15 protein-coding genes are annotated in these 16,166 nt (G+C 63.7%); 5 read left to right on the top strand and 10 right to left on the bottom strand.

Translation table 11 applies throughout. The features are described 5' to 3' along the window. Positions 1–51: 51 nt before the first annotated feature. From GDV60_RS03765 to cbiE, 6 genes are all read right to left on the bottom strand, one after another. Positions 52–474 carry a DUF2946 domain-containing protein gene (locus GDV60_RS03765; protein ID WP_159906338.1) on the bottom strand — a complete coding sequence of 141 codons (423 nt, stop codon included), beginning with the start codon at positions 472–474 and terminating at the stop codon, positions 52–54. Positions 475–493: 19 nt separating this feature from the next. Continuing rightward, positions 494–976, bottom strand: a complete 483-nt coding sequence (locus GDV60_RS03770; RefSeq protein WP_159906339.1) for a copper chaperone PCu(A)C — start codon at positions 974–976, stop codon at positions 494–496. A gap of 45 nt (positions 977–1,021) precedes the next feature. Continuing rightward, on the bottom strand, positions 1,022–1,414 hold the full coding sequence (locus GDV60_RS03775; RefSeq protein ID WP_159906340.1) for a DUF2946 domain-containing protein: 393 nt from the start codon (positions 1,412–1,414) through the stop codon (positions 1,022–1,024). 102 nt (positions 1,415–1,516) lie between these two features. Then, positions 1,517–1,840 (bottom strand): DNA-binding protein, encoded by a 324-nt coding sequence (locus GDV60_RS03780; RefSeq protein WP_057958200.1) that lies wholly within the window; start codon positions 1,838–1,840, stop codon positions 1,517–1,519. Positions 1,841–1,955: 115 nt separating this feature from the next. After that, the gene (locus tag GDV60_RS03785; RefSeq protein WP_159906341.1) at positions 1,956–2,681 is read right to left on the bottom strand and encodes a cobalt-precorrin-6A reductase; all 726 of its coding nucleotides are present in this window, start codon (positions 2,679–2,681) and stop codon (positions 1,956–1,958) included. Next, positions 2,678–3,883, bottom strand: a complete 1,206-nt coding sequence (gene cbiE / locus GDV60_RS03790) for a precorrin-6y C5,15-methyltransferase (decarboxylating) subunit CbiE (RefSeq protein ID WP_159906342.1) — start codon at positions 3,881–3,883, stop codon at positions 2,678–2,680. Before cbiE ends, GDV60_RS03785 begins: the two co-directional genes overlap by 4 nt. A 111-nt stretch (positions 3,884–3,994) precedes the next feature. Here cbiE and cobG point away from each other — a divergent pair, with 111 nt between their 5' ends. From cobG to GDV60_RS03815, 5 genes are all read left to right on the top strand, one after another. After that, the gene (cobG, locus tag GDV60_RS03795) at positions 3,995–5,299 is read left to right on the top strand and encodes a precorrin-3B synthase (protein ID WP_159909177.1); all 1,305 of its coding nucleotides are present in this window, start codon (positions 3,995–3,997) and stop codon (positions 5,297–5,299) included. Next, positions 5,292–5,918: a precorrin-8X methylmutase gene (locus tag GDV60_RS03800; protein ID WP_029297694.1), complete on the top strand. Its 627-nt coding sequence runs from the start codon at positions 5,292–5,294 to the stop codon at positions 5,916–5,918. Before cobG ends, GDV60_RS03800 begins: the two co-directional genes overlap by 8 nt. Beyond that, a complete protein-coding gene (locus tag GDV60_RS03805) occupies positions 5,915–6,649 on the top strand; it encodes a precorrin-2 C(20)-methyltransferase (protein WP_370694595.1) in 735 nt (244 codons plus the stop codon). Before GDV60_RS03800 ends, GDV60_RS03805 begins: the two co-directional genes overlap by 4 nt. After that, on the top strand, positions 6,649–8,286 hold the full coding sequence (cobJ, locus tag GDV60_RS03810) for a precorrin-3B C(17)-methyltransferase (RefSeq protein ID WP_159906343.1): 1,638 nt from the start codon (positions 6,649–6,651) through the stop codon (positions 8,284–8,286). The genes GDV60_RS03805 and cobJ overlap by 1 nt, the downstream gene beginning before the upstream one ends. Before the next feature lie 297 nt (positions 8,287–8,583). Continuing rightward, the gene (locus GDV60_RS03815) at positions 8,584–9,366 is read left to right on the top strand and encodes a hypothetical protein (RefSeq protein WP_159906344.1); all 783 of its coding nucleotides are present in this window, start codon (positions 8,584–8,586) and stop codon (positions 9,364–9,366) included. Between the two features lie 8 nt (positions 9,367–9,374). Here the strand turns inward: GDV60_RS03815 and GDV60_RS03820 are convergent, their stop codons facing one another. The 4 genes from GDV60_RS03820 to purH all read right to left on the bottom strand — a co-directional run bounded on the left by GDV60_RS03820 (position 9,375) and on the right by purH (position 16,151). Further along, on the bottom strand, positions 9,375–9,971 hold the full coding sequence (locus GDV60_RS03820; protein WP_029297681.1) for a MarC family protein: 597 nt from the start codon (positions 9,969–9,971) through the stop codon (positions 9,375–9,377). 244 nt (positions 9,972–10,215) lie between these two features. Then, on the bottom strand, positions 10,216–12,993 hold the full coding sequence (locus tag GDV60_RS03825; protein WP_029297680.1) for a hybrid sensor histidine kinase/response regulator: 2,778 nt from the start codon (positions 12,991–12,993) through the stop codon (positions 10,216–10,218). Between the two features lie 102 nt (positions 12,994–13,095). Further along, complete coding sequence (gene purD / locus GDV60_RS03830; protein ID WP_159906345.1) at positions 13,096–14,388, bottom strand: phosphoribosylamine--glycine ligase; 1,293 nt, start codon at positions 14,386–14,388, stop codon at positions 13,096–13,098. 155 nt (positions 14,389–14,543) lie between these two features. Further along, a complete protein-coding gene (purH, locus tag GDV60_RS03835; RefSeq protein ID WP_070994300.1) occupies positions 14,544–16,151 on the bottom strand; it encodes a bifunctional phosphoribosylaminoimidazolecarboxamide formyltransferase/IMP cyclohydrolase in 1,608 nt (535 codons plus the stop codon). Between the last annotated feature and the right edge of the window lie 15 nt (positions 16,152–16,166).

Here is a 16,166-nt window from a genome sequence, read left to right on the forward strand (position 1 = left end):
TGCGGCTGTCTGTGTGAAGGCGGCCGTGCGAAGTTGTGTGTGATTGGCGGTTTACGACTGGCCGGGCGGGGCGCGGCTGCGCGCGCCAGGGAAAATGCTCTGCCGGGCATGGCCCAGGCGCGTTGCAGGGGTGAGGGCGTTGGCCGGTGGTGGGGTGCCAAGGGCCACGAATGAAACACTGCCCGGCAGGGCCGGGCAACTGAACAACAGGCTGCAATAGCCGCATTTCTCCCACATGACGTGGTCGGCGGCGGGGGGCTTGGTGTGCTCGGCGGGATGCTTTGGCGCGGCGTGGCAGGTGTCGTCCATGGACATCTGCATGGACATGCCGGCGTGATGATCCATCGGCATCGCTTGGGAAATCAGCGGTCCGATAAAGATCATCAGCATGGCGAACAGGCTGATCCAGCTGCCGCGGGCCAGCCTCAAGGGCTGGCGACGGCGCGTGGTTGACCTGTTGGCGGAAGCACCCATGGGGAGCGGCCTGGGGTGGTTAATGGGCGTGCTTTTGCTCGTGGCCGGCCATCGGCGGTACTTTTTGTACCGAGACTTCCACTTTTACTGGCCCGGCCTTTTCGAAGTTCAGGGTCAGGGGGAAGTGCTGGCCGTCGCGCAACTGGCTGCGATCCTTCAGGTCCAGGAGCATCACGTGATAGGCCATCGGTGCGAAGGTCAGCTCGCCCTTGGACGGCACGGCCACGCTGGGCACCTGTTGCATTTTCATCAAGTCGCCCTGCATGACGTGTTCATGCAGCTCGGCCTTGGCTGCCACCGGCGTATCGACGCTGAGCAGGCGGTCCGGGGCTTCACCCTGGTTATGGATCACAAAGTACGCGGCCACCGTCGGCGCATTGGGTGGCAACTCCTGGGACCAGGGATCGCTGACCAGCAGGTCGCCGGCCTTGTAGTCCTCGGCATTGGCGGCACTGAACACAGGCAGCAGCAAGGCCGCCAGAAGCAGGGAAGATTTGAGCATGGCAGTTCTCCAGAACGATTCAAACGCAGTTCAATTGCGAAGTGATCAAACGACAGGAGAGGCGCGGGGGTTGAGGCTCGGCCATTGCTGGCGCGGAGTCGGGGCTTGCAGGGTGGGTGATGACAGGCCAGGGGCCGGGTCGATCCGTGTGAGATACAACTGCGGCACATGCCCCAGTGCCAGCAGCGGCGGCGAGCCCGAGCAGCACCAGCAATGCTGCATGGAGGAATGCTCGTCCTGCTGCGGCGCCGGTATATCCAGCTTGCCCAGGGAGATCGCCACCAGCTTGCTGCCATTGGAGGAGCAGAAACTGCCCCACAGCAATTGTTCGGCAGGGCTCTGACCCTGCTGCATCGCCCCGGCCATCGGCATGGCAAACGCGTTGAACAGCACTGCAAGGCAGGCGATCCAGGCAAATGCAAAGCGTTGACGGGCCATGGCGGACAATCCGTAGGGTTAAGCGATCAGGTAGGTATTTAGCCTGATCGGGGGGCATAAGTAAAAAGTGGCGGTGTGGTTTGGTGTCGCAGTGATGTCAAGTTATGCGACGGGAACGCCATGCACCTGCATATCGACGCCAAGCCCCTTTCGGAGTACCGCAAATATCGCCGCCAGGTTATCCATGCTGGGGTTGCCATGGGCCGAAAGCATACGGTGCAAGCTTTTGCTCGGTTTGGCCGTCTCTTTTGCCAAACTCTCAAAACCAACAGTGGCGTTGACCAGGTCGCGCAGAATGATGCGGGACAATTCGGGTTCGCCATTGAGAAATAGCGTAGCAGCCTCATCGAGGAGTGCCTGGGCAAACTCTGGGTCGCGCTGGGCGGCTTCGGCAATCGTGAGTTTATAACTGCGGGTAAGTGCCATGCTGGCTACCTCTTTTGTTCCAGTTTTTTGTCGCGTTTATATTCCTCAATCTCAATCATCGCCCGCCTCGAAGGTAACAAATAGGTTACTAATCAAGCAAGCGGGCGATCCTGACTTATTGAGTGAAACTTGCCAATGCTGTGAGTGTTTCTTGGGGCGTCAAAAACTCCCGATCCACCCCCGCCAACACCGGCCGCTGCAATACCAGCACCGGTACGCCGCGCTCGCGGGCCACTTCCAGCTTGGGTTCGGTGGCGCTGCTGCCGCTGTTCTTGCTGATCAAGACATCGATCTGCCGGCGTTCGAACAACGCCCGTTCATCCGCGAGCAAAAACGGCCCGCGGGCGCCGATCACTTCGCAGCGTTCGTTGCCGGGGTAGGTGTCCAATGCGCGCAAGGTCCAGAACTGCCCGGCGGGGATTTCGTCGAGGTGTTGCAGCGGTTCGCGGCCCAGGGTGAACAACGGGCGCTGGAAGGGTTGCAAGGCCTCGATCAGCCCGGCCCAGTCGCGCACTTCGCGCCAGTCATCGCCGGGTTGTGGCTGCCAGGCGGGGCGGCGCAGGGCCCAGCAGGGGATATTGCACATTTGTGCGGCCTGGGCGGCGTTGGCGCTGATCTGTGCGGCGTAGGGGTGGGTGGCGTCGAGGATCAGGCTGATGTGCTCGGCGCGGACAAACTGCGCCAGCCCCTCGGCACCGCCGTAACCGCCGACGCGTAACTGGCATGCCAGGTCGGTGGGCACCCGGCCGATCCCGGCCAGGCTGTAGATATGTTGCGGGCCCAGCGTGCGGGCGATGGCCAGGGCTTCAGTCACGCCGCCCAGCAGCAGGATGCGCTTCATAGCGGCTTGATCACTTCCAGCAGGGTGATGGGCAGCGCCTGGCGCCAGGTGTCGAACTCGCCCAGGGGCTGGGCCTGGGCCACATGGATGCGGGTCAGTTCGCCGCCGTGTTGTGCGCGCCAGTTCATCAAGGTCATTTCGCTTTGCAGGGTCACGGCATTGGCCACCAGTCGCCCACCCGGGCGCAGGTGTTGCCAGCAGGTGTCGAGCACGCCGTCGCGGGTCACACCGCCGCCGATGAAGATCGCATCGGGCGCTTCCAGCCCCGCAAGGGCCTGGGGTGCGCTGCCGCGAATCAAATGCAGGCCGGGCACGCCGAGGGCATCGCGGTTGTGTTCGATCAACTGCTGGCGGCCGGCGTCGGCTTCAATCGCCAGGGCGCGGCAGCTGGGGTGGGCGCGCATCCATTCGATACCGATGGAGCCGCTGCCCGCGCCGACGTCCCAAAGCAACTCGCCGGGGGCGGGGGCAAGGCGCGCGAGGGTCATGGCTCGCACATCGCGCTTGGTCAGTTGGCCGTCATGCTTGAAGGCCGCATCCGGCAGGCCGGCCAGGCGCGACAGGCGCGGGGTATTGGCGTCGGCGAGGCAGTCGATGGCGATCAGGTTCAGCGCCGCAACCGGCGGGTCCTGCCAGCTTTCGGCGTTGCCATCGATGCGCCGTTCAGCGCTGCCACCGAGGTGTTCAAACACACTCAGGCGGCTCAGGCCAAAACCGCTGCTGCGCAACATGGCGGCGATAGCGGCCGGGCTCTGGCCGTCGTTGCTCAACACCAGCAAGCGCACACCGCTGGCCAGATGGGCATTGAGCGCAGCCACCGGGCGGGCGACTACCGACAGCGTCACCACATCCTGCAGCGGCCAGCCCAGGCGTGCCGCCGCCAGCGACACGGAAGAGGGCGCAGGCAGGATCAACAGTTCATCCGCCGCCACCTGCCGCGCCAGGCTGGCGCCGACGCCGTAGAACATCGGGTCGCCACTGGCCAGCACGCATATCGGCTCAAAGCGCCGCGCCAGCAGCGGCGCCAGGGAAAACGGGCTGGGCCACAACTCGCGCTCAGCACGAATGCACACCGGCAGCAAATCCAGCTGGCGCTGGCCGCCAATGATACGAGAGGCGCGCAACAGAGCATGCCGGGCATTCCTGCCCAGGCCCTTGAAGCCGTCTTCACCGATGCCTACTACCGTCAGCCAGGGCGACATATTGATTCCTTGAACGACATCCGACGGGCAGGCTTTTCATGCTGCCGGACAAAGCAGGCATAATACCGCGCCTTTACCCGTGAACCGGTAGCCCCCGTGAAGCCACTTCCTCTGTCCAATAGCAAACGCCCCTCGGGTTGCCCGGGGTTGCTGCGTATTGTCCAGGCGTTGGATGGTGGGATTTGCCGGATCAAATTGGCCGGTGGGGCTATCACCGCTGCGCAGGCCTTGGCCGTGGCGCACGCCGCGCAGGCTTACGCCGGCGGGGTGATCGAGGCGACCAACCGCGCCAACCTGCAGATTCGCGGCATTGGCCCGCAGCATGATGGCTTGATCACGCACCTGCTGGCTGCGGGCCTGGGCCCGACCACCGCCGGCGGCGATGACGTACGCAATGTGATGCTCAGCCCCGGCGCTGGCATCGACCGCGCGATGCTGCTGGACACCCGGCCCCTGGCGGACCAGATCCTCGCCACCCTGCAAGCCCATCCACGGTTTCATGAGTTGTCGGCCAAGTTCGCCGTGCAACTGGATGGCGGTGAAGCCCTGGCGATGCTCGACCATCATCACGACCTGTGGTTATCGGCCTATGCCGCGCAGGGCCAGACGTTATTGGCGTTCGGCCTGGCCGGTTGCCCCGCGCGCGACCTGCCGCTGGCCGCGGTCCGCGTGGATCAAGGGCATGACCTGGTCGTCGCAGTGCTGGAGCTGTTTCTCGACCTGGCCCGGCCCGACCAGAACCGCATGCGCGACCTGCTGGCGCAAACGTCTGTGGATAACTTTGTCGGGCGTTTGAACCTGCCCTTGCTCCCCGCCGATGGCTATCGTCGCCGCGCCACTGCGAGCCGCTTGCGCCTGGGGACTTATCCACAGCGCCAACCCGAGCGGGTCTACGTGGCCGTAGTCACGCCATTGGGCCGGCTGGACCCAGCCATGCTGCGCGGCGCTGCGCAACTGGCCCTCGAATGTGGCGACGGCACATTACGCTTCACCCCGTGGCAGGGCCTGTTGCTGCCCAACCTGGCGCCGCACGCAGCGCCGCGCGTGACTGAAGGCCTGGCGCAGCTGGGCTTCCTGTGTTCGGCCGACCAGGCCCTGGCGCGGATGATTGCCTGCACCGGTTCCAGCGGCTGCGCCAAGGCCCAGGCCGACACCAAGGCCGATGCCTTGCACCTGGCCACGCTGCTCCAGGACCACGGCCAGGGCCTGGACGTGCACCTGTCCGGCTGCCCGCGCACCTGCGCTGCGGCGCACATTGCCCCGGTCACTTTGCTGGCGGTGGGCGTTGGGCACTACGACCTCTATTTTCGCGATGCAGGCCAGCCGGGTTTCGGCCGCCTGCACGCGCACAACCTTTCTATTGAAGCGGCGGGCGCCGTGTTGCGTGCCCGTCCACGGAGCAACACCGATGATTGATTACATCCGCGACGGTCAGGAGATCTATCGCAACTCCTTTGCGATCATTCGCGCAGAGGCCAAGCTTGATCGCATCCCGGCCGACCTGGAAAAACTCGCCGTGCGGGTGATTCACGCCTGCGGCATGGTCGAGGCGATCGACGGTCTGCAGTTCTCCGAAGGCGCAGGCAAGGCCGGCCGTGAGGCCCTGGCCGCTGGCGCGCCGATCCTGTGTGATGCGCGGATGGTTTCTGAAGGGGTGACCCGGGCCCGCCTGCCGGCCAACAACCCAGTGATCTGCACGTTGCGCGACGACAGCGTGCCGCAGTTGGCCCGCGAGTTGGGCAACACCCGTTCCGCTGCCGCCCTGGAACTGTGGCGCCCGCATCTTGCCGGCAGTGTGGTGGTGATCGGCAATGCGCCTACCGCCCTGTTCTACCTGTTGGAAATGCTCGACGCCGGCGCGCCCAAGCCGGCGCTGATCCTCGGTTTCCCGGTAGGTTTTGTCGGCGCCGCCGAGTCCAAGGCGATGCTCGCCGCCGACAGCCGTGGCGTGCCGTTTGTGATCATGCAGGGCCGTCTGGGCGGCAGTGCGATGGCCGCTGCGGCGGTCAACGCCCTGGCCACGGAGGTCGAATGATGCAGGCGCGTGGACGTTTGATCGGCCTGGGCGTCGGCCCCGGCGACCCGGAACTGATCACCCTCAAGGCCCTGCGCCTGCTGCGCGAATCGCCGGTGGTGGCGTACTTCGTCGCCAAGGGCAAGAAGGGCAATGCGTTTGGCATTATCGAAGAGCACCTGGTGCCCCAGCAGACGCTGATGCCGCTGGTGTACCCGGTGACCACCGAAGCCTTGCCGGCGCCGCTGTCCTATGAGCAGGTGATCAGCGATTTTTATGACGCCGCCAGTGTCGACGTGGCCGCGCACCTGGATGCCGGGCGTGATGTGGCGGTGATCTGCGAAGGCGACCCGTTCTTCTACGGCTCCTACATGTACCTGCATGACCGCCTCGCCGAGCGCTACGACGCCCAGGTCATCCCCGGCGTGTGCTCGATGCTCGGCGGCGCTTCGGTGCTGGGCGCACCGTTGGTGTATCGCAACCAGAGCCTGTCGGTACTGTCCGGGGTGCTGCCCCATGACGAACTCAAGCGGCGCCTGGCGGATGCCGATGCGGCGGTGATCATGAAGCTGGGGCGCAACTTCACCAAGGTGCGCCAGGTGCTTGAGGAACTGGGGCTGGCCGGGCGTGCGCTGTATGTCGAGCGCGCGACCATGGCCAACCAGAAAATCGTCGCGCTGGATCAGGTCGAGCCGATGTCGTCGCCGTATTTCTCGTTGATCATCGTGCCGGGCGAAAGGTGGCAAGGGTGATGACGCCGGCGATCGTAATCCTCGGCCAGGGCAGCCTGGCCACGGCTCGCAGCATCCAGCAGGTATACCCCGGCGCGCAGATCCACGGCTTGGCCGGTCGGGTGGAAGGCGCCGACCAGACCTACAGTGAGTTTGGCGCGACCCTGCGCCAGTTGTATCAGCAGGGCACGCCGATCATTGCCCTGTGCGCGGCAGGCATTGTGATCCGCACGTTGGCCGCGCTGTTGCTGGAAAAAGGCGAAGAGCCGGCGGTACTGGCGGTTGCCGAAGACGGCAGCGCGGTGGTGCCGTTGCTCGGTGGCTTGGGTGGGGTCAATGGCATGGCGCGGGAAATCGCGGCGGCCCTGGGTGTGGCGGCCGCGATCACCACCAGTGGCGAGCTGCGCTTTGGCACCTGCCTGCTCAACCCGCCCCAGGGCTATCAACTGGCCGACCTGGAGCTGGGCAAGCGCTTTGTCTCGGACCTGCTGGCCGGTGAGCAAGTGCGTATCGAAGGCGCGGCGCCGTGGCTGGAGCAGGCTAATCTGGCGCAGGACCAGCAGGCGCGCCTGAGCATTCATGTGGGCAGCGCCGAACGTGTGCCGGCGGCCAATGAGCTGCTGATCTATCCGAAGAACACCTGGGTCGCCTGCCGCCCGGGCGCCGAACTGGCGGCGCGGGTTCGCCAGGCGTTACAGCAGGACGGCATCGCTGTGCAGTCGCTGGCGTGCCTGTTGGCCGACGATGCCGACATGGCCAGCGGTCAATTGCAGGAAGCTGCGCTGGAACTGGGTGTGCCACTGCGGTTTACGACGCTGGCTGCCGGGCCGGATATCGTCATCCATGGCGCTGCTGCGCCGGTAGACCTGGCGCAACTGGGCCGCCCCCGTGGCCGTCTCGCCGTGATCGGCCTGGGCCCCGGCGCTGCCGAACTGATGGTGCCGGCGGTCAAGGCCGAACTGGCGCGTTGCACCGATGTGCTGGGCTACGAAACCTATGTGCGCATGGCCGGGCCGTTTCGCGCCGACCAAGTGCAGCACTGCACCGACAACCGTGAAGAAATGCAGCGGGCGCGGCACGCCTTCGAGCTGGCGGCCCAGGGGCGTTCGGTGGTGGTGGTGTCTTCTGGCGACCCTGGCGTATTCGCCATGGCGGCGGCGGTGCTGGAGGCGTTGCATGAATCCAGCGACCCGGCCTGGCAGCGGGTCGAGCTGGAAATCCTGCCGGGGGTCTCGGCCTCCCTCGCCACTGCAGCCCAGGCGGGTGCGCCGCTGGGGCATGACTTCTGCGTGATGTCGCTGTCGGACAACCTCAAGCCCTGGTCCATCATCGAAAAACGCCTGGACCTGGCATGCCAGGCCGACCTGGCCCTGGCGTTCTACAACCCCATCTCCCGTTCGCGCCCATGGCAACTGGGGCGCGCCCTGGAAATCGTCGCCCAGCACCGCAATGCGGCAACGCCGGTGGTGTTGGGGCGGGATATTGGTCGTCCTGGGCAGACGCTGCGCACCCTCACCTTGGGCCAACTGACACCGGACCAGGTGGACATGCGCACCATGGTGCTGATCGGTTCGTCCACCACCTGTGCGTTCTCTCGGCTGGGCGGTGGCGAGTGGGTGTACACGCCACGCTGGTACGGTGAAAAACCGCTCTCCTGATGCAACAGCGGCCCCGCAATGGGGCCGCTGACGGGTAGGAAAAGACCAACTCCCGGCGATGACGTTTCCCTATCCGATGGGGCTGTTTCGACACGCCAGCCATGGTTTCTCACCTTATTGCTACAGAAGCAAACCTGCGCTTTATCAGGCTTGGCGCCCTCCCCAGTGTTTGCGGGAGCTGGCGCTGGCAGGTGCTTTTTGCCCACCGCATTCGGTGCTGCCCGGGCCCCTGAAAAAAACGCCTGGGCCGGCTAGTGTTGGCAGTAGACCCGTGTGGGTTTTTGTGGAGAAACATTCATGGAGCGAAAACATAAACGAATCAATATGGCGAAAAAGAGCAAGTTGATTGCCACTTACCGTTTACCGGTGAGCGCGCAGTCGTCGGTGGGGCCTTTACCCGCCGAGGCGCAGGTCGACCTCAATGGCGCGGTGATTAACAACAGTGTGTTCTCGTTTGTCGCGGGCATGAGCCATCTCAACAAGGAATACACCCGCAAGAGCTACCTGTTGGCCAGCAGCTATGTGAGTGACGTGCTGAACGTGACGCGCGGCAGCCAGGCCTGGTATGACGAGTTCATCAAGGTCATGACCAGCCTGGGGTGGTTGCCGATACGCAGCAGTTTTGAGCGGGTGACGACCTCCAGGAAAGGCCTGACGGTGCAGATGGCGGCGCTCAACATCATCTCGTCCACCGTGGCTTCGACGTCCCTTGCGGGCCCGTTGGCCATGGCGCTGCCCAAGTTGGCAGCGGACGCCTTCGACGCGCTGAAGCAACAGGCGGCGCCGTTTGATCTGTTCAAGCGCAACATTGTCACCCATGAAGGCGGTGACTTTGGCCTGGCGTCCTGCTCTGAAGTCGATGGCGAAGTGCTGATGATTTTGGTGACTTACAGCGCCCATGGCGTCAGCAAGAAACTGGGCGTCCCGTTTTTTGAATGGGACAGCTCCACGGTCGAAGCCTTCAGTGGTCAGACCTGCCTGATGCTCAACCCGGCGGTGGTCAACGAGGCAACCCTCAAGCAGTTGCGCAGGAGTGCAGGCGACAAGGTCTTGCAGGCCATTGCCCAATACCGGATTTGACCGCTGCCTCAGGGCACCAGATAACCGCGTATCCCGGTAAAAATGATCTGCGCGGCCAGCGCGCACACGAACAGGCCCATCAAGCGGCTGACAATCTGCAGGCCCTGGTCACCGAGGATGCGTTCGATCCGATTGGACAGGTACAGCACCACGCCTACGGTCAGGCTGGCCAGGGCAATGCTGAGAATCGCCATGAACTTGTCGTCCCAATGGGGCTGGCTGACCCCCATCACCAGCAGCGCGCCGATGGTGCCCGGGCCGACAGTCAGGGGAATGGTCAGGGGGACGATGGTCACGTCCTGCTGCACATTGTCGGTCTGTACCGCTGACTTGCCTTGGGCCATGCCCAGGGCTGAAATGAACAGCACACTGCCGGCGCCGATGCGGAAGGCATCCACGGTGATGCCAAACACACTGAAAATCACCCGGCCAAACAGGTAGAGCAACACGCTTGACACCAGCGTCGCCAAGGCGACCTTCCAGGCCAGGCGCCGCCGTTCCTTGCTGGAATAGCCGCGGGTCAGGCTGATAAAGCAGGAGAGGACAAAGAAGGGGCTATACAGCACCAGCATCTTCAAATAAACGCTGAACAACACATGGAGCATGGTGGAAGCTCACAGCGAAGGAAGGGCGAGGGGGAGTCTATCAGGCTTGTGGGCTTTCTGTGGCTAGGGGGCTTTCTGAAGGAGAGTGGGCTTTTTGTGGCTAGGGGGCTTGTCCCCCGCTGGGCCGCGAAGCGGCCCCACCCGCCTCATTGAGTTCTTTCAGTTAAATCCGGATAGCAGGTTTAAGGGCCGCTTCGCAGCCCAGCGGGGGACAAGCCCCCTCGCCACAGGGAGCCTCCTTGCCTCAGGAAGTGTGCGCCTGCTCCGCCGGCTGCTCGCGCTGTGTCACCCAGTATTCAACCAGTTCGCGCAGTTGCGATAACTCCACCGGCTTGGCCATATGCCCATCCATCCCGGCCTGGCGTGCGCGTTCCTTGTGTTCCGAGAGAATGTGCGCGGTCAGTGCCACCACCGGCGTGCGGGTGCGCTGGTTGCTGACTTCCCAGACCCGCAGCTGCTGGGTCGCGGAGAAGCCATCGAGGATCGGCATTTCGCAGTCCATCAATACCAGGTCGTAACGCTGGGCCTTCATCGCCTGCAAGGCTTCCTCGCCATTGCTGGCGGTATCGGGTTGCAGGTTGAGCTTGCCGAGCATGCCGCGAATCACTTTGGTGGAGATGCTGTTGTCTTCGGCCACCAGGATGCGGAAATCACTGGGCACGGTGACGGCCACAGGAACGTTCGGCGCGATGTGGCGGGGTTGGACCACGCCTTTGCTGCGCTGGGTCAGTTCGTCGGCCAGGGTGGTCTTGAGGGTGTAGCCCGCAACCGGCTTGGCCAGGATGCGTTTGATCCCGCAGTTGCGCGCGATGATCTTGCTCGGTGCGTTGCTGATGCCGGTGAGCATGATCAGCAGGATGTCGTGGTTCAGGCTCGGGTCTTCCTTGATCTTCGCCGCCAGTTGCATGCCGGTCATGCCGGGCATGTTCTGGTCCAGCAGCACCACGTCGAAATAGTCGCGCAGGTGCGCCTTGGTGCGCAGCAGGGCCAGGGCTTCCTTGCCCGATGGCACGGCGCTGACGTTCAGGCCCCAGGCGGTGCATTGCTGCACCAACACCTTGCGGCAGGTGTCGTTGTCGTCCACCACCAACACCCGCGCGCCTTGCAGCGGGCCGTCGAGATCGGAGGTCGGGTGCTCCAGGCGCTCGGGGTCCAGCGGCAAGGTCAGCCACAGGGTGCTGCCTTGCTGGCTGCCGGCCTTGATGCCGAACTCGCCATTCATCAGCAGGATCAGTTGGCGGGCGATCACCAAGCCGAGGTGGCCGCTCAGGCGGGTGGCCGACAGGAAATTCTTGCTGTGCAGTTCGCTGTGCAGCAGGGCGTCGCGCTCGGCGGCTTCCATCGGCAGGCCGCTGTCTTGCACGGCGATGCGCAGGCGCGGTTTGCTGCTGCGTTCATCCAGGGCGACCACGATCAGCACTTCGCCTTCGTCGGTCTTTTGCAGGGCATTTTCCAGCAGGCTCAGCAGGGCCTGGCGCAGGCGTGTCGGGTCGCCGCTGATGACCCGTGGCACCTGGGGCTGGATAAAGCTGATCAGTTCGACGTTCTGCTGCTCGGCCTTGGCGCGGAAAATACTCAGGCAGTCTTCGATCAGGGCGTTGAGGTCGAACTGCACGTCGTCCAGTTCAATCTGCCCGGACTCGAGCTTGGAAATGTCGAGAATCTCGTTGATCAGGGTCAGCAGTTCATTGCCGGCGCTGTGGATGGTCTGCACGTAGTCACGCTGCTTGACCGACAAAGGCGTGCCCAACAGCAATTCGGTCATGCCCAGTACGCCGTTCATGGGCGTGCGGATTTCATGGCTGATTTTCGCCAGGAACTCGGCCTTGGCCGCGATCTCGGCGTTGCTGGCCGCCAGGTCGCGGCTGAGGCTGAAGCGATCCTCGACGATGCTGCGCTGGCGCTCGCCCAGGGCCTGGCTCATCAGCAGGCCGCTGACGCAGATCACCGCCAGCAGGGTAATGATCAGGCCTTGCGGGGCCACCAGGGTCAGGCCCAGCAGGGCCGGGAGGATAATCAGCGTGCCAGTGTTGAATACCACCATGGCGAGCAAGAACAGGCGTGCAGGCCGGTAGCCTTTTTGCCAGTGGTAGGCCGAGACAAACAGCATGCTCAGGCCGGCCAGTGCCACCAGGGCATAGGTGATGATGTTCAGCGGCAGGGTGTTGACGAACAGCAGTAACAGGCCGCACAGGACGATCAGCAGGATATCGGCCATCAGCAGCTTGTTCAGCGGGTGCGGGCCCAGTGGCGCGAAGAAGCGATAGGCGAACATCAAGCCGCACGGCGCGGTCAGCAGCAACGCCATATAGGCGCCTGGCGTTTGCAGGGCGTGCCAGTTCGGCAGCCAGGGGCCCAGCAGGTTGAGCAGCAGCAACAGGCTGAGCAACAGCAGCACTTCGCAGGCCGCCAGCCACAGGCTGCTGCGCGAACGATGGTAGGCGTAGCGGGTAAGGTTGTGCAGGATCAGCATCAGCAGGCAGCCGAACAGCAGGCCATAGACCAGGGTCTGGGTCTGGTTGGCGGCAGCCATCACGGCCGGTTCCAGGGTCAGGTACGGCCGCAGTTCGTGCTCCGAGACCAGGCGCACATACACATCCAGGGGTTTCTGGCTCTGGGGCATGGGCAGCATGAAGTCGCTGCTCGGCAGCGGACGTTCAGCCTGGGGTTGGCGGGTGCCGGTATTCACTTGCTCGATCAGCGTGTCGCCGTCCAGCACATACAGGTTGAGGTGCGCCAGGTCCGGCGCGAATACGCGCAGCACTTGCTCGTGCTTGCCCGGTTGCAGCCTGAAACGTACCCACAGCGCGCCATTGGGCTCGGCGGCGGTGATCCGGTCCAGTTCGATGGGGCTAAATTGGTTGTTGTAGCGGGGGGAGCGAATGTCGCTCAGTTGCAGGTCGGCCTGTTCATCGAGTAATACGGCCCAGCCACTGCCTTGCGCGACGGCCTGGGCCGGCAACAGGCAGAGCAAGGTCAGCAGGCTGACAGTAAAAACTATGGCGATCCTGAGCCAGCGCACGGCGAAATCCCTTCGTAGGTTGATGCACGGGGTTAACTATGCGCGGGACCGCAATAGGACGGCAAGGGCCAAAGGCCCTTGCCTAGCCGAACGGATAGCTGGTTACTGATCTTCGCCGCGCTCACGGGCAATGGCACGGTAGCCGATGTCCTTGCGGTAGAAGCAGCCCTGCCAGTCGATCTTGGCGGCCAGCTTGTACGCTTGCTGCTGGGCGGCATCGACACTGGCGCCCATGGCCGTGGCGCAGAGTACACGGCCACCGGCGGTGACGACCTGGCCGTCCTTGAGCGCGGTACCGGCGTGGAACACCTTGCCTTCGAGTGTAGCGGCCGCATCCAGGCCCTGGATCACATCACCCTTGGCGTAGTCGGCAGGGTAACCACCGGCCGCCAGCACAATGCCAACGCTCGGACGTGGATCCCACTGTGCTTCAACCTTGTCCAGGGCCTGGGCCAGGGCGGCTTCCACCAGCAGCACCAGGCTCGACTGCAGGCGCAGCATCACCGGTTGGGTTTCCGGGTCGCCGAAGCGGCAGTTGAACTCGATGACTTTCGGGTTGCCGGCCTTGTCGATCATCAGGCCCGCGTACAGGAAGCCGGTGTAGACATTGCCTTCATCGGCCATGCCACGCACGGTCGGCCAGATCACCAGGTCCATCACGCGCTGGTGCACCTGGGCGGTGACCACCGGGGCAGGGGAGTAGGCACCCATGCCACCGGTGTTCGGGCCGGTATCGCCGTCGCCGACGCGCTTGTGGTCCTGGCTGGTAGCCATCGGCAAGACGTTCTTGCCGTCGACCATCACGATGAAGCTGGCTTCTTCGCCGTCGAGGAATTCTTCGATCACCACGCGCGAACCCGCGTCACCGAAGGCATTGCCGGCGAGCATGTCGCGCACGGCGTCTTCTGCTTCCTGCAGGGTCATCGCCACGATCACGCCTTTACCGGCGGCCAGGCCATCGGCCTTGATCACGATCGGTGCGCCTTTTTCACGCAGGTAAGCCAGGGCCGGCTCGATCTCGGTGAAGTTCTGGTAGTCGGCGGTCGGGATCTTGTGGCGAGCCAGGAAATCCTTGGTGAAGGCTTTCGAGCCTTCCAGCTGGGCCGCGCCCGCAGTCGGGCCGAAGCAGTCCAGGCCACGGCTGCGGAACAGGTCCACGACGCCCGCCACCAGCGGTACTTCCGGGCCGACGATGGTCAGCGACACGTTCTTTTGCGCAAAGTCGGCCAGTTGCTCAAGGGCCAATACGTCGATGGAGACGTTTTCGCACTTGGCTTCAATGGCGGTACCGGCGTTGCCGGGGGCCACGAATACTTTCTGCACGCGTGGGTCTTGGGCGACTTTCCAGGCCAGTGCGTGTTCACGGCCACCGCTGCCAATGATCAAAACATTCATTTCAAAAACCTCGAATTCTGTAGGCGCTGCAGGAGCGCTTTAAAATGTGGGAGCGGGCTTGCTCGCGAAAGCGGTGGATCTGTGAGGAATGTGTCGAGTGACACACCCCATTCGCGAGCAAGCCCGCTCCCACATAAGCCCCTCCCACATTTGGATCAGTGACGGAAGTGGCGCATGCCAGTGAAGACCATCGCGATACCGGCTTCATCAGCCGCGGCGATCACCTCGGCATCACGCATCGAACCGCCCGGTTGGATCACGGCAGTCACGCCCGCTTTTGCGGCGTTGTCCAGGCCATCACGGAACGGGAAGAATGCGTCGGAAGCCATCACCGAACCCACCACCTGCAAACCGGCGTGTTCAGCCTTGATCGCGGCGATACGCGCCGAGTTCACACGGCTCATCTGGCCCGCGCCGACACCGATGGTCTGGCGGTTCTTGGCGTAGACGATGGCGTTGGATTTAACGTACTTGGCCACTTTCCAGGCAAAGATCAGGTCGTTGATCTCTTGCTCGGTCGGCGCGCGCTTGGTCACAACTGTAAGGTCTTGGCTGCCGATCATCCCGATGTCGCGGCTCTGTACCAGCAAGCCGCCATTGACGCGCTTGTAGTCCCAGGCAGCGGCACGGTCAGCCGACCACTCGCCGCAGGCCAACAGACGCACATTGGCCTTGGCCGCCACGATGGCACGGGCCTCGCTGCTGACGCTTGGCGCGATGATCACTTCAACGAACTGACGCTCGACGATGGCCTTGGCGGTCTCGGCGTCCAGTTCGCGGTTGAACGCGATGATGCCGCCGAATGCCGATTCGGTATCGGTGGCGTAGGCCAGTTCGTAGGCCTGGCGGATCCCGCCTTCGGCGTCCGGGCTCACGGCCACGCCGCATGGGTTGGCGTGCTTGACGATCACGCAGGCCGGCTTGACGAAGCTCTTCACGCACTCCAGCGCGGCGTCGGTATCGGCCACGTTGTTGTAGGACAGCTCTTTGCCTTGCAGTTGGGTCGCGGTGGCGATGCCCACTTCGGCAGGCTTGGCTTCCACGTAGAACGCCGCGCTCTGGTGCGGGTTCTCGCCGTAGCGCATTTCCTGGGCCTTGATGAACTGGCTGTTGAAGGTGCGCGGGAACTGGCTGCGGCCTTCAGTGCTGAGGGTCTCGGCGGCCTGGTTCACGGTGCCCATGTAGTTGGCAATCATGCCGTCATAGGCGGCGGTGTGTTCGAAGGCCTTGAGCATCAGGTCGAAACGCTGGGCGTAGGTCAGGCCGCCGGCTTTCAGGCTTTCCAATACGTGGGCGTAGTCGCTGGCGTTGACCACGATGGCCACGTCTTTATGGTTCTTGGCTGCCGAGCGCACCATGGTCGGGCCGCCGATATCGATGTTTTCGATAGCGGTCGGCAGGTCGCAGCCTGGCTTGTTGATGGTGGCTTCGAACGGGTAGAGGTTAACGGCCACCAGGTCGATCGGCTTGATGCCGTGCTCGTTCATGATGGCGTCGTCGATACCGCGACGGCCGAGGATGCCGCCATGGATTTTCGGGTGCAGGGTCTTGACCCGACCGTCCATCATTTCTGCGAAACCGGTGTAGTCCGCGACTTCTACTGCGGCCACGCCGTTGTCCTGCAGCAGTTTGAAGGTCCCGCCCGTGGAGAGGATTTCCACACCCAGGGCTTCCAGCTCCCGGGCAAATTCGAGGATCCCGGTCTTGTCGGAAACACTGATCAAGGCGCGGCGGATCGGCAGGCGGGTAGTCTGGTCGGTCATCTCAATTTCCATCAA

The sequence above is a fragment of the Pseudomonas sp. DTU12.1 genome, assembly GCF_009873475.1.
Taxonomy (GTDB): Bacteria; Pseudomonadota; Gammaproteobacteria; order Pseudomonadales; family Pseudomonadaceae; genus Aquipseudomonas; species Aquipseudomonas proteolytica.